This is a genomic window from Micromonospora orduensis (assembly GCF_006228125.1).
Taxonomy (GTDB): domain Bacteria; phylum Actinomycetota; class Actinomycetes; order Mycobacteriales; family Micromonosporaceae; genus Micromonospora; species Micromonospora orduensis.
Genome location: NZ_VDFY01000139.1, coordinates 1 through 12,616 on the forward strand (window position 1 = coordinate 1; position 12,616 = coordinate 12,616).

12 protein-coding genes are annotated in these 12,616 nt (G+C 72.3%); 5 read left to right on the top strand and 7 right to left on the bottom strand.

Annotated elements, in window-relative coordinates; genetic code table 11:
- The coding region (locus FHG89_RS11820; RefSeq protein WP_139584430.1) for a glycoside hydrolase family 5 protein at nt 1-1,022 on the bottom strand (1,022 nt) is incomplete at its 3' end.
- A gap of 377 nt (nt 1,023-1,399) precedes the next feature.
- Here FHG89_RS11820 and FHG89_RS11825 point away from each other — a divergent pair.
- Both FHG89_RS11825 and FHG89_RS11830 read left to right on the top strand, forming a co-directional pair.
- On the top strand, nt 1,400-2,362 hold the full coding sequence (locus tag FHG89_RS11825) for a TIGR03557 family F420-dependent LLM class oxidoreductase (protein WP_139584474.1): 963 nt from the start codon (nt 1,400-1,402) through the stop codon (nt 2,360-2,362).
- The gene (locus tag FHG89_RS11830) at nt 2,359-2,811 is read left to right on the top strand and encodes an alpha/beta fold hydrolase (protein ID WP_139584431.1); all 453 of its coding nucleotides are present in this window, start codon (nt 2,359-2,361) and stop codon (nt 2,809-2,811) included. Before FHG89_RS11825 ends, FHG89_RS11830 begins: the two co-directional genes overlap by 4 nt.
- A 145-nt stretch (nt 2,812-2,956) precedes the next feature.
- On the opposite strand, the gene FHG89_RS11835 is transcribed toward FHG89_RS11830, so the two are convergent.
- From FHG89_RS11835 to FHG89_RS11860, 6 genes are all read right to left on the bottom strand, one after another.
- The gene (locus FHG89_RS11835; RefSeq protein ID WP_139584475.1) at nt 2,957-3,802 is read right to left on the bottom strand and encodes an endonuclease/exonuclease/phosphatase family protein; all 846 of its coding nucleotides are present in this window, start codon (nt 3,800-3,802) and stop codon (nt 2,957-2,959) included.
- A gap of 10 nt (nt 3,803-3,812) precedes the next feature.
- The gene (locus tag FHG89_RS11840) at nt 3,813-5,303 is read right to left on the bottom strand and encodes a phosphatase PAP2 family protein (protein ID WP_139584432.1); all 1,491 of its coding nucleotides are present in this window, start codon (nt 5,301-5,303) and stop codon (nt 3,813-3,815) included.
- A gap of 72 nt (nt 5,304-5,375) precedes the next feature.
- Entirely contained in the window at nt 5,376-6,377 is a 1,002-nt protein-coding gene (locus FHG89_RS11845; RefSeq protein ID WP_139584433.1) for a YihY/virulence factor BrkB family protein, read from the bottom strand.
- A complete protein-coding gene (locus FHG89_RS11850) occupies nt 6,370-7,374 on the bottom strand; it encodes a diacylglycerol/lipid kinase family protein (protein WP_139584434.1) in 1,005 nt (334 codons plus the stop codon). The genes FHG89_RS11845 and FHG89_RS11850 overlap by 8 nt, the downstream gene beginning before the upstream one ends.
- 94 nt (nt 7,375-7,468) lie before the next feature.
- Nucleotides 7,469-8,047, bottom strand: a complete 579-nt coding sequence (locus FHG89_RS11855) for a Clp protease N-terminal domain-containing protein (protein ID WP_139584435.1) — start codon at nt 8,045-8,047, stop codon at nt 7,469-7,471.
- Entirely contained in the window at nt 8,047-8,283 is a 237-nt protein-coding gene (locus tag FHG89_RS11860) for an HTH domain-containing protein (RefSeq protein WP_139584436.1), read from the bottom strand. Before FHG89_RS11860 ends, FHG89_RS11855 begins: the two co-directional genes overlap by 1 nt.
- Before the next feature lie 146 nt (nt 8,284-8,429).
- Here FHG89_RS11860 and FHG89_RS11865 point away from each other — a divergent pair, with 146 nt between their 5' ends.
- The 3 genes from FHG89_RS11865 (at nt 8,430) to FHG89_RS11875 (ending at nt 12,612) form a co-directional block, all read left to right on the top strand.
- Entirely contained in the window at nt 8,430-9,290 is an 861-nt protein-coding gene (locus FHG89_RS11865) for a universal stress protein (RefSeq protein ID WP_139584437.1), read from the top strand.
- A 66-nt stretch (nt 9,291-9,356) separates the two neighbouring features.
- A complete protein-coding gene (locus tag FHG89_RS11870; protein ID WP_139584438.1) occupies nt 9,357-11,750 on the top strand; it encodes a phosphoketolase family protein in 2,394 nt (797 codons plus the stop codon).
- Nucleotides 11,751-11,760: 10 nt separating this feature from the next.
- Complete coding sequence (locus FHG89_RS11875; RefSeq protein WP_139584439.1) at nt 11,761-12,612, top strand: universal stress protein; 852 nt, start codon at nt 11,761-11,763, stop codon at nt 12,610-12,612.
- Nucleotides 12,613-12,616: the final 4 nt, after the last annotated feature.

The following is a 12,616-nucleotide window of genomic DNA, read 5'->3' on the forward strand; positions in this document are numbered from 1 at the left end:
GTCGTGGTGGGCGGCGGGGTGGTCGGCGGCGGGGTACCGGAGAAGACGCTTGCCTCCCGGGCGGTCTGCCGGATGCCGTTGGCGCCGTTGAAGAGCCGCTGACCCCAGGTGGTCAGGTTGGCCGGGTTGAAGGACGTGGCCAGGTCGAGGTATTCGACGCCACCGCCGTTGCCGCTCCACGACCAGCCCAGCCAGCCGATCCCGTTGGCCTGGCTGTAGGCGAGGATGGTGTCCTCGTCGGGGTCGCCGTCGGAGTGGTTGAACCCGAACTCACCGACCACGATGGGCAGCCCGGCGGCCCGGAACCGGCCCAGGTAGTCGCTGATCTCCGCGGCGGTGTCGAACACCCCGTACATGTGGATGGAGAAGACCGTGTTGCGGGCCGGGTCGGCGGCGAAGACCGAGGCGGCGTTGTCGCGCATGGTGAACGACCAGTCCTGCCCCCAGTTCGGCGCGTCCACCATGATCGTGTGGGTCAGCCCGGCGGCGCGCAGCCGCTTGATCGCCGCCGCGTTGTCGGTGGCCCAGGAGCCGTAGTTCTGGTTGCCGTACGGCTCGTTGCCGATGTTGACGATGACGTACTTCTCCTGGCCGGCGAGGACGTCGGCCAGGCTGATCCAGTAGTCGACCGCGCGGGCGAGGGTGATCGCGCCGCTCTGCTCGCCGTACCCGGTGGTGTCGTGCACCTCGAGCACGCAGATCAACCGGTTGGCCTTGCACAGCGAGATGACGTTCGCGACGTCCGCGTTTGTGTTGCGGGTCCACCTGTCGCCGCTGGAGAGCACCACCCGCACGGTGTTCGCGCCGAGCGCCTTCACGTCGGCGAACGAGCTGGTCTGCTGCGGGTACCAGGTGTGCGCGTGGTTGACCCCGCGCATGATGAATTCGGTGCCGTTGGCGTCGTACAACTTGCCGTTGGCGACTGTGAAACCGGCGGCGGCGCGGGCCGGCTGGCCGAACGCCAGCACCGCGACGAGCAGCGCCAGCAGCGCGGCGCCGGCGGCGGAGAGTCGAGTCTTCATGGCCTTCCTCAGAAAGGACCCCCGGTGCCCGACAGGGGTGGGACGTGACAGGGGGGAGGCGGCTGCAGCCCGGCAGCCACCGCTCGGCTCCCGGCGGCGCAGGCATCAGCGTAGGACGATGGGTCGACCCGCGCAACCGGTTCAGTGACCACAGGCGGCCCCGCACAGCCGTGACGGCCCACGCGAGCGCAGGCCGTCACGGGGCGATCACCCCCACCACAGGATGCGCGCCGCAACCGGTCTTAACCGGTTAAGAGCGACGGTAGGCAGGTCGCCGTCATCCGTCAAGCACCGTCGCCCACGAACCGGACGCGAGGGTTGAGGGCTGCCGACCTGGGTATCCCGGGAATGATCCGTCGGTGGAAGGGGAAACCAGGATGGTCAGCGTCGGCTACACCCTGATGGGCGAACAGGCCGGTCCCAAGCAGTTGGTCGACCACGCGGTACGCGCCGAGGCCGCCGGCTTCGACCAGCTCGTGATGTCCGACCACTACTACCCCTGGCTGGATTCGCAGGGCCACTCCCCGTACGCCTGGTCGGTGCTCGGCGCGGTCGCCCACGCCACCTCCCGCGCGGAGCTGATGTCGTTCGTGACCTGCCCGATCCGCCGCTACCACCCGGCCGTCGTGGCGCAGAAGGCAAGCACGATCGGCGCACTCTCCGACGGACGCTTCACCCTCGGCCTCGGTGCGGGCGAGAACCTGAACGAGCACGTGGTCGGCGGGTGGCCGCACGTGCAGCAACGCCACGAGATGTTCGAGGAGGCGTTGCAGATCATCCGGCCGCTGCTCAACGGCGAGACGCTGACCTTCTCCGGCAACCACTTCGACGTGCCCGACGCGTACGTCTGGGACCGCCCCGAGCGTCCGGTGCCGATGGCCGTCGCCGCGTCCGGTCGACAGTCCGCCACGCTGGCCGCCGAGTACGGCAACGGCATCATCGCCACCGAGCCCGACCGCCACATCATCGAGATGTACGACGACGCCGGCGGCGCCGGCCAGCCCCGTTACGGGCAGGTGGCCATCTGCTACGGCCCGGACGAGGCGGAGTGCCGCAAGATCGTGCACGACCAGTTCCGCTGGTTCGGGCTGGGCTGGAAGGTCAACGCCGACCTGCCCGGCCCGGACTCCTTCGCCGCCGCGACCCAGTTCGTCCGGGAGGAGGACGTCGCCGAGGGCATCCCCTGCGGCCCGGACATCGACGCGCACGTCGAGGCGTTCCGCAGGTTCGTCGACGCCGGCTTCACCCACGTGGCGATCATCCAGGTCGGCGGGGAGACCCAACCGATGTTCCTGGACTGGGCGCAGGAGCAACTGCTGCCCCGGCTGCGGCAACTGTGAGGTTGACCCCCGCCGGCCGGTTCGGGCGGACCGAGCTGCGCCTCGCGATGGCCGCGCCCCGGCCGGCCGCCGGACTGGTAAGCGAATGGCGGCTCGTCGACGGCCTGCGCAGCCACACCCGGAGAAGCGAGGACCCCGGCACCGGGGCGCCGCCGGTGGTCCTGCGGGACGTGTCGAACGCCCGGCCCTGGCGGGTCCTCGCGACGCTGTCGCACTCGGCGCGGAACGCGATCGAGGCCGATCTGGTCCGGGTCACCGCGCCGACCCTCGTCGTCGCCGGACGTCGTGACCCGGTCGCGCCGGCCGGTTGGCGAAACGAGGCGGCCCGGCTGGCGAACGCCGACCTGGTGGTCGTCCCCGGCGCCGCGCACAACGTGCTCACCACTGCCCCGACGGCGGTCGCCGACGCGATCCGCCACCTCCTCGCCCCCACCCTGACGAAAAGGTGAACCCATGCGCTTCGGCAACACGGAGATCCGCCCCCTCGGCGGTGGCCTCGGCTGCCTCCTGATGATCCTCTTCTCGATCGTCGCCTCGGTGGTGCTGACCGTCCTGCTCAACCTGGTGCTCTGAGCACCGCCGAGAGTGGGGTGTTCAGCGACGCACGCCCGGGGCGTTGAACACCTCACGTGGAGTGGGGTCCAGGTCCAGTTCGGCCAGCAACGGATAGTGGTCCGAGGCGGTGTCGGCCGCCCCGCCACGGATCACCCGACAGTCACTGACGCGTTCGGCCAGCGCGGGGCTGCCGAACAGGTAGTCCAGGCGCATGCCGGCGAACTCGGCCCCGCCGAACCGGGTGGGCACGGTCAGCCCCTCGGCCTCCGGCGCCCCGGGAGCGGACGCGGGCCAGAGGTCGACCAGCCCGGCGGCCAGCAACCGGGCGATGGCACGGGTGTCCACCGTCCCGCCGGCCCGTCGCAGGTGCCGCCGCCGGTACAGGACGGGCATCCCGGCCAGCCGTGCGGTGTGGTCCACGGTCGGGTCGAGCGAGTTGAGATCGCCGGTGATCAGCGTCAGGGGCCCCGGCGCGCGTCGTACGGCCGACACCAGCCAGTCCACCTCCATCCGCCGGCGCCCACCGGAGTACGGGTAGAGGTGGGCGCCCACCACGGTCAGCGGACCGGCGGAGGTGGCCACCACGGCGCGGGCGGCGGCGTGGTGGAACGGCCGGCGCACCGGTCCCGCGTCGACGACCCGGTACGGCGGCCGGACCAGCACCGCCACCGGCTGCCCGAAGCAGGACCGGGCCAGGTGGGGCGTCATCCCCACCCGGCCCGCCACGGTGGCCATCAGCCCGTCGCGGTCGAAGCCACGCAGCTCCTCAAGGGCCAGCACGTCCGGCGCCTGCTCGGTGACGACCCGGACCACCTGATCCAACCGGTCGGGGCCGCCACGGTCCCGGCCGCCGGTACGGATGTTCCAGGTCATCACGCGCACCACGGCGCGGCGCTCAGTCGGCCCGGCCGGCCCGCGCCAGCTCATCGTCGAGGGTGTCCACGTCCTCCGACTCGATGGCCGGCTGGTTGCCCTCCTTCAGGTCGGCATTCGGGCGGACAACCAAATAGAGCAGCCCGATCCAGAGCGCGGAGAGCAGGATCGCGCCCATGAAGTCGGTCGGGTGGTGCATGCCCCGGTACATCCGCGAGGTGGCCACACCGACCGGCATGATCACGGCCAGCGCCACGAAGATCCACCGCCACCAGCGGTCGGTACGGGGGAACACGATGAGGGTGATGGCCAGCCAGACGCAGATCGTCGCCGCGATGTGCCCGGACGGGAACGACGAGGTGGGCATCTGCCCGTCCAGGTTCTCCACCGGCGGGCGCGGGCGGTCGACCGCCCGCGCCGAGGCGAGGAAGAGGGTCAGCTCGCCGACCATCGCCAGCGCCACGAACAGCACCGGCCGCCAGCGCCGCCACACCGCCAGCACCAGCGGGCAGAACACCAGCGAGATGAGCAGGATCGCGTGGGTGTCGCCGAACTTGCTCCACCACCAGCTCACCTCGGTCAGCACCTCGGTGTGCCGCTCGGCGAACCAGCGCGGCACCTCCGTGTCGAGGGTGTCGAAGAAGGTGCCCTTGGCGTGGTAGCTGACGTACATGCCGAAGCCGTACAGCGCGCCGAACACGAGCACCCAGCCGACCAGCAGCTCGGCCACCGCCGAACGCGGATGGGCCAGCACGTGCTCCTCGGCCGGGGCGGGGGCGATGTCGTGCCCGGCCTCCGGCTCCAGACCCTCGCTCAGCGACGGCACCGGCCGGCCCCGCTCGCGCCGCCACAGCCGGAAGGCGTACGCGGTGACGCCCAGCCACACCGCGCCGAGCAGCCAGCCGCCGAACACGTCGGAGACGAAGTGCACGCCCAGCGCGATCCGGGTCAGGCCGATCAACGCCACGAGCACCCCGACGCCGACGATCGCCGGCTTACGCCAACGAGGCGCCATCGCCGGCAGGAACACCAGCAGCAGCGCCCCGTACGCGACGAACGAGCCGAGCGCATGCCCGCTGGGGAAGCTGTTGCCCGGGGCGCTGGCGATCGGCACGTCCACGATCGGGCGGAGCCGACCGACAAGCGTCTTGAGCGACGGGTCGAGGATCAGACCGCCGACCCCGGTGATGATCAGATAGACGGCCAGTCGGGGCTGCCGCCGGATCAGCAGCCCGACGACCGCGATGGTGACCAACCAGATGAGAATCGGCCGGCCGCCCAGGTCGGTCACCGCCTGGAGCACGGTGACGAGGGCGTGGTGCGGGGCGACGAGCCCGTTGAACCATTCGGCGACGGCATGGTCGGCGTCCTGCAACGGACTCCACCGCACCCGGACGAGCAGCAACAGCAGCCCGAAGGCCACCCCGACGCCGGTGACGGCCGCCAGGCCGGCGATGCTCCGTTCGGCGAAATGACCGATCGGACGCCGCGCCACCTCTTTGACCGCGGTCACCCCGCACCTCCCTTGTCGTCTCTGGCGAGGCGCATTACCCGATCCGCGTCGTGCGTACACGCGGGGGGACCGCTACAGCGCGGACATGTCCCCGGTGTCGAGCAGCTCGCCGCGGTCGGTGTCGGGCTCCCACCGGTCCGGCTGGGCGGGCTCCTGCACGCCGATGCGCAGCGCCTCCAACTGGGCGGCGAACGCCAGCCCACCGAAGAGCGCCATCCCGGTCAGGTTGGCCCAGAGCAGCAGCGCCATCATGCCGGTCAACGCGCCGTAGGTCTGCCCGAAGCCGTCGCTGAACCGCACGTACGCGGCGAGCAGCAGACTGGCCAGCCACCACAGGGCGGTGGCGATGCCGGCGCCGAACAACAGCCAGGACAGGCCGGGCTGGTTGCGGCGCGGCGCGTGCCGGAACAGCACGGCCACGGCGAGCACGGTCAACCCGAGGCTCAGCGGGAAACGGACCACGTTCCAGATGGCGTTGGCGACCTCGCCCCACTCGTAGTGCTCGCGCACCGAGTCACCCATCGCGCCGCCGCCGACGAGGATCAGGAAGCCGGCCAGCGCGGGCAGACCGGCGGTGACGGCCAGCACGGCGGCCCGGAGATATTTCCATAAGGCCGGGCGGTCCCGCTCGACGCCGTAGATGCGGTTGGCGCCCCGCTCGATCTGGGCCATCGTGGTGGTCAGCGCGACCAGACCCGTGAGCAGACCGAGGGTAAGCGCCAGCTCTCCGGCGTCCTCGACGCGTTCGCCCTCACCGAGCAGCTCGCCGACCATCTCGGCGCTCTGGCCGGGGGTGAGCGCCAGCACGGTGTCGGCCACCACCTGGCCGCCCTCCTCGACGCCCAGCTCGCTGATCAGCCCGGTCAGAGCGATCAGGAACGGCACCACGGCGAGGCAGAGCTGCAACGCGAAGGCCCGGGAGTGGCTGAACCCGTCGCCGTAGCGGAACCGGATGAAGGCGTCGCGCAGCAGGTGCCAGCCGCCCTGGCGGCGCAGTGTGAGCCAGGCGTCGTCGGCGGACAGCTCCTCGTTGGCCATCAGCCGGGTCTCCGGCACGATCCGGGTGCTACTCACGGCGCGCTTCCTCGATCAGCTGCTCGCCCCGCTCCCCGGCGCCCTGTGCGTCGACGGCCAGGTCGGGGGCGTCCTCGGGCTGCGGGACGCAGAGCCAGAGCGACTCAGGCCGGATGTCCGCCCGCAGTTGCCGGCCCGGGGAGATGAGGTCGCCGTCGAGCTCGCGGGGCTGCGCCCGGTTGCTGGTGACCACCACGCTGCGGCCGCGGAACACCTCCATCTGGGGCACCTCGCCGCTGCGGCGGATCACCGCCCAGCCCAGCGCGAGCCAGTGCCGCAGGCTGCGCGGGGTGAGCACCGCGACGTCGAGCCAGCCGTCGTCCGGCTCGGCCTCGGTGAGCAGCCGTACGCCGCCCTGGAGCCGGCCGACGTTGGCGATCAGGACCGAGCGGGCCCGGCGGCGTACCGGTGGCCGGTCGTCGATGCGGATCTGCACCCGCATCGGCCGGTCGCGCAGGTGCCGGACGGCGCCCACCACGTACGCCGGCCAGCCGATGCGGGCCTTGGTGGTCTCGTTTGTGGCTTCGAGCATCTGGGCGTCGAAGCCCATGCCGGCCATCACGGTGAAGTAGCGGTCCTCGACCGCGCCGACGTCGAGCAGCCGGCGGCCCCGCTCGACGGCGACCTGGAGACCGGCGGCCAGGTCGGTGGAGAGGCCCAGGTTGGCGGCGAGCAAATTGCCGGTGCCCTGCGGCAGCACGGCGAGGGCCACGTCGGTGCCGACGAGCGCGCTGACGCAGGACATCACGGTGCCGTCGCCACCGCAGGCGAAGACCAGGTCGACCCCGTCCTTGACGGCCTGCTCGGTCTGGCCGCGGCCCGGGTCGTCGACTGTCGTCTCGTACCACTGCGGCGCCGGCCAGCCGGCGGCGGCCAGGGCGTCGTCGACGGTGCGTCGCAGCTCGTCGAGATCGTCGACCTTCACCGGGTTGACCACCACGGCGGAGCGCAGCCCACCGTCGCCGCCCGAGGGTCGTCTGTCCTGTCCAGGATCCACGGCGCCAGTGTGCAGCACCCGGACGGCTTCAGCGAGCCCATGAACGCCCGGCGTCGGAAGTGCCACAGACAGGTTTCAACGCGTTGGCGGCCGGTCAGGCGGCGGTTCGCAGGGCGCTCTCCACCCGGCGGCGCAGATCGTCGAGGTCGACGCCGAACTCGGTGAGCACCTGCGCGCCCAGCCCGTGGCCCTCGCGGAGCACGCCCAGCAGGATGTGCTCGGTGCCGATGTGCTTGTGACGCAGGCGCAGCGCCTCCCGCAGGGACAGCTCCAGGGCCTTCTTCGAACGGGGTGAGAACGGCCCGCCCAGGTACCTCTTGCGCCTCCAGCGGCGGCGCGGCGCGGGTACGGCCTCGCGCAGCGCGTCCGGGCCGAAGGACTCCTCGATGCGGGCCACGATCGCGGCCAGGTCGATGCCGATCTCCCGCAGGGCGGCCGCGTCGGCGTCGCCGAGGCCGGCGCCGCCGCTGGCGGTGTGCCGGCGTACCCGTTCGCGCAGGTCGTCGGCGCGCACCCCGGCGTCGGTCAGCACGCGGCTGGCCAGGCCGGCCTCGTCGGCGAGCAGGGCGAGCAGCAGGTGCTCGGTGCCGACCGGTCGCTGCCCCTCGGCCCGTGCCTCCTCCAGCGCCCGCCGCACCACGTCGCGCGCCCGGTCGGTGAACCGTTCGAACATCACGCCTCCCAGGATGAGTTGGCCGCCGGTCGTCCGGCGTGCTTCTTGTGCACCGCCTGCCGGCTGACCTCGAGCGCGTCGGCGATCTCCTGCCAGGACCAGCCCTGTCGACGGGCGTTGTCCACCTGGACCACCTCGAGCCGCTCGAGCAGCCGGCGCAGCGCGCGGACGGCGCGCAGCCCGACCCGAGGGTCGGTGCTGCCGGCTGCCGCCGCGAGTTCCGTCGCCTGACTCATGCCGTCAACATACGTTGACAGCACCACTCATGTCAACCCCGGTTGACGAGGCCCAGGTGAATCGGCCCGCTGTCGTATCCATCCGACTACCCTCAGTCAGGGACAGCGTGGTCGTGCCGGGCGCGACGCCCGGGAGGTGATGTCGGATGACCGCATCCGCCGACGCGGAGGTGCTGGTCGGCCTCGGCTCGGAGCGCGATCTCCCGGTCGTCCAGCAGGCGGCGCTGGAGGCCGCCGGGCACGGCCGGGCACTGCACCTGCTGCACACCTTCGACTGGCACGCCGCCTTCGCCGCCGACACCGTCGCCGCACCCCGGGAATGGGCCGAGCAGCTGATCGCGCAGGCCGCCCAACTCGCCCACCAGACCGAGCCGGGGCTGACCGTACGCGGCGAGATCATCGAGAGCGCCATGCTGATGACCCTCATCCGGCGCTCGGAGGCGGCCTTCCTGTTGGCGGTCGGCGACAGCGGCATGGCCGGCAGCGGCCAGTGCGTACCGGCCGAGACGCCAGCGGTGCAGTTGGCGGCCCGGGCCGGCTGCCCGCTGCTGACGGTCCGCCGCGAGCCACCGCCGCAGGGTCCCGTGCTGGTCGGCGTGGACGGCTCACCCAGCTCCCACCTCGCCCTGCGATGGGCCCTGGACTGCGCCGCCCAGCGCGGCGCCCGGCTCCTGGCCATGCGGGTGGTGGAGCACGACGAGGACACCGACGCGGTCGCCGAGCAGCTCACCGAGGCGCTGGACCGGCACACCGCCGACCGCCCCGGGGTGGTGACCGAGTGCCGGGTCGAGCACGGCGATCCCGGCGCGGTGCTCGTCGAGACGTCCCGCTCGGCGCAGATGGCGCTGGTCGCGGCCCGGGGCGACGAACCGGGCCGAGCCATGTTGGGCGCTGTCGCCCAGTCCCTGCTCTACCACTCCCCGGCCCCGGTGGTCGTCGTGCGAGGCCTCGCCACGAAGCCGCTCACCGGGCCCGACGCCCGCCCGACGCGGGACCAACGGCCCTGATCCGGGGCGCCGCCAGCCGCGAAGCTGGACGCCGGACGCCCATCCCGACCCGCGAGAGGCAGCATCATGGACACCGCTCTCGACGTGCACCGCGCCCTCACCGACGACGAGCTGCGCCGGCTGGACGCCTACTGGCGCGCCGCGAACTACCTCACCGTCGGGCAGATCTACCTGCTGGGCAACCCCCTGCTGCGCGACCCCCTGACCCCGGACGACATCAAGCCACGGCTGCTCGGCCACTGGGGCACCAGCCCCGGGCTCAACCTGATCTACGCCCACCTCAACCGGGTGATCGTGGCGCGCGACCTGAACGCCATGCTGGTCACCGGCCCCGGGCACGGCGGCCCGGCCATCGTGGCCAACACCTGGCTGGAGGGCACCTGGTCCGAGCGCTACCACGGCGTGGCGCGCGACGAGGCGGGGATGGCCGAACTGTTCCGGCAGTTCTCGTTCCCCGGCGGCATCCCCAGCCACGTCGCGGCGGACGTGCCGGGTTCGATCCATGAGGGCGGCGAGCTGGGGTACGCGTTGAGTCACGCGTACGGCGCCGCGTTCGACCACCCGGACCTCGTGGTGGCCTGCGTGATCGGCGACGGCGAGGCGGAGACCGGTCCGCTGGCCGGCAGCTGGCTCTCCAACGTGTTCCTCAACCCGGCCCGCGACGGCGCGGTGCTGCCCATCCTGCACCTCAACGGCTACAAGATCGCGAATCCGACCGTGCTGTCCCGGATCCCCGAGGCCGACCTGCTCGACCTGATGCGCGGGTCGGGCTACCAGCCGTACGTGGTGGCCGGCGACGACCCGACCGAGGTGCACCGCACGCTCGCCGCGACGATGGACCGAACGCTGGACGAGATCGCGGCGATCCAGAGCCGGGCGCGCACCGGGGGCGTCGTCGAACGTCCCCGCTGGCCGATGATCGTCCTGCGGACGCCGAAGGGCTGGACCGGCCCCGGCGAGGTCGACGGCAAGCAGGTGGAGGGCACCTACCGGGCCCACCAGGTGCCGCTGTCGGGGGTTCGCGACAATCCGGCGCACCTGGCCGCGCTGGAGCAGTGGCTGCGCAGCTACCGGCCCGAGGAGCTGTTCGACGCCACCGGCGCGCCGGTGGACGAGTTGCGCACGCTGCCGCCGCGCGGCGATCGGCGGATGAGCGCCAACCCGGTCACCAACGGCGGGGTGGTGCTGCGCGACCTGGCCCTGCCCGACTTCCGCGACTACGGCGTGGAGGTCCCCGAGCCGGGTCAGCCGATGGCCGGCGCGACAGGGGTGCTCGGCCCGTGGATCCGCGACGTCATCGCCGCCAACCCGGAGACGTTCCGGCTGTTCGGCCCCGACGAGGTCGCCTCCAACCGGTTGGGCGCCGCCTTCGAGGTGACCGACCGGGCCTGGGTGGCCGAGACGGTGCCCGGCGACGACCACCTCTCCCCCGACGGCCGGGTGATGGAGGTGCTCTCCGAGCACCTGTGCCAGGGATGGCTGGAGGGCTACCTGCTGACCGGTCGGCACGGTGTGTTCACCAGCTACGAGGCGTTCATCCACATCGTCGACTCGATGCTCAACCAGCACGCCAAGTGGCTGAAGGTGACCCGGGCCATTCCGTGGCGGCAGCCGATCGCCTCGCTGAACTACCTGCTGTCCAGCCACGTCTGGCGCCAGGACCACAACGGCTTCTCCCACCAGGACCCCGGCTTCATCGACCACGTGGTCAACAAGAAGGCCGAGGTGGTCCGGGTCTACCTGCCGCCGGACGCGAACACCCTGCTCGCCACGATGGACCACTGCCTGCGCAGCCGGCACTACATAAACGTGGTGGTGGCCGGTAAGCAGCCGGCGCCGAACTGGCTGACGATGACCGAGGCCATCCAGCACACCCGGCGCGGCCTGGGCATCTGGGAGTGGGCCAGCAGCGACGCGGGCACCGAGCCGGACGTGGTGCTCGCCTGCTGCGGCGACGTGCCCACCCTGGAGACCCTCGCCGCCGTGGAACTGCTGCGCCAGCACCTGCCCGAGCTGAAGGTGCGGCTGGTAAACGTGGTGGACCTGATGCGGCTCCAGCCGGACACCGAGCATCCGCACGGGCTGCCCGACAAGGAGTTCGACACCATCTTCACCGCGGACCGGCCGATCATCTTCGCGTACCACGGCTACCCGTGGCTGATCCACCGGCTCACCTACCGCCGTACCAACCACGAGAACCTGCACGTGCGCGGCTACAAGGAGGAGGGCACCACCACCACCCCGTTCGACATGGTGATGCTCAACGACCTGGACCGCTTCCACCTGGTCATCGACGTCATCGACCGGGTGCCCGGGCTGGCGGCCCGCGCCGCGCACCTGCGCCAGGAGATGATCGACGCCCGGCAGGCCGCCCGCGACTACACCCGCCGGTACGGCGAGGACGACCCCCAGGTCGCGGAGTGGAGCTGGATCCGCGAGACCGACCCGACGAACCGCTGAGGAGGACGACGTGCGTGACGCGGAGATCCTGGTCGGCTACGACGGCTCCACCGACGCGTCGAGGGCCCTGGACTGGGCGCTGGACGAGGCTCGGCACAGCGGGCAGCCGGTGCGACTGGCGTACGTGTTCGAGTGGCTGACGGTGGCCGGCTGGGTGGGCCCGGGCGTGGCGCCCGGCGTCTGGCCGGACGACACCGCCCGGCGGCAGGTCGAGGACCTGGTCCGCAGGGCGGCGGCGGACGCCACGGCCGCGAACCCCGGGCTGACGATCACCGGCCAGGTGTACGACGGGCCGCCGGCCCTGGTGTTGCAGGAACGTTCGGCCGAGGCCGGGATGCTGGTGCTCGGCAGCAGGGGGCACGGCGGGTTCGGTGGCCTGCTGGCCGGGTCGACGGCGGTGGCGGTCGCCGCGCACGCGCGCTGCCCGGTCGTCGTGGTCCGCGACGGCGACGCCCCGAGCGACACGTCGCCCGGCCCGGTGGCGGTCGGCGTGGACGGCTCGGAGCCGTCGCAGGTGGCGCTGGGCTTCGCGGCGGAGCGGGCCGCGCAGCGGCAGGTTCCGCTGCGTGTCCTGCACGCCTGGACACCGGGCCCCGGCGGGCCGGCCGGGGTGCCCGACGAGCAGGCCGCGATCGAGGAGACGGTGGAGCCGTGGCGGCGGACGTTCGCCGAGCTGGACGTCACAGTCGACCTGGTGCCGGGCAGCCCGGCGACGATGCTGATCGAGGCGAGCCGCGACGCGCGGTTGGTGGTGGTCGCCACCCGGGGCCGGGGTGGGTTGGCCGGCATGCTGCTCGGCTCGGTCAGCCAGCAGCTGATCCAGCACGCCCACTGCCCGGTCGCGGTGGTCCGGGAACGCTGAGACC

Bases quoted from the DNA above. Each gene is read 5' to 3' on its own strand.
- FHG89_RS11825 (WP_139584474.1), top strand. From the start codon at position 1,400: ATGGTCAGCGTCGGCTACACCCTGATGGGCGAACAGGCCGGTCCCAAG.
- FHG89_RS11855 (WP_139584435.1), bottom strand. From the start codon at position 8,047: ATGTTCGAACGGTTCACCGACCGGGCGCGCGACGTGGTGCGGCGGGCG.
- FHG89_RS11860 (WP_139584436.1), bottom strand. From the start codon at position 8,283: ATGAGTCAGGCGACGGAACTCGCGGCGGCAGCCGGCAGCACCGACCCT.
- FHG89_RS11865 (WP_139584437.1), top strand. From the start codon at position 8,430: ATGACCGCATCCGCCGACGCGGAGGTGCTGGTCGGCCTCGGCTCGGAG.
- FHG89_RS11870 (WP_139584438.1), top strand. From the start codon at position 9,357: ATGGACACCGCTCTCGACGTGCACCGCGCCCTCACCGACGACGAGCTG.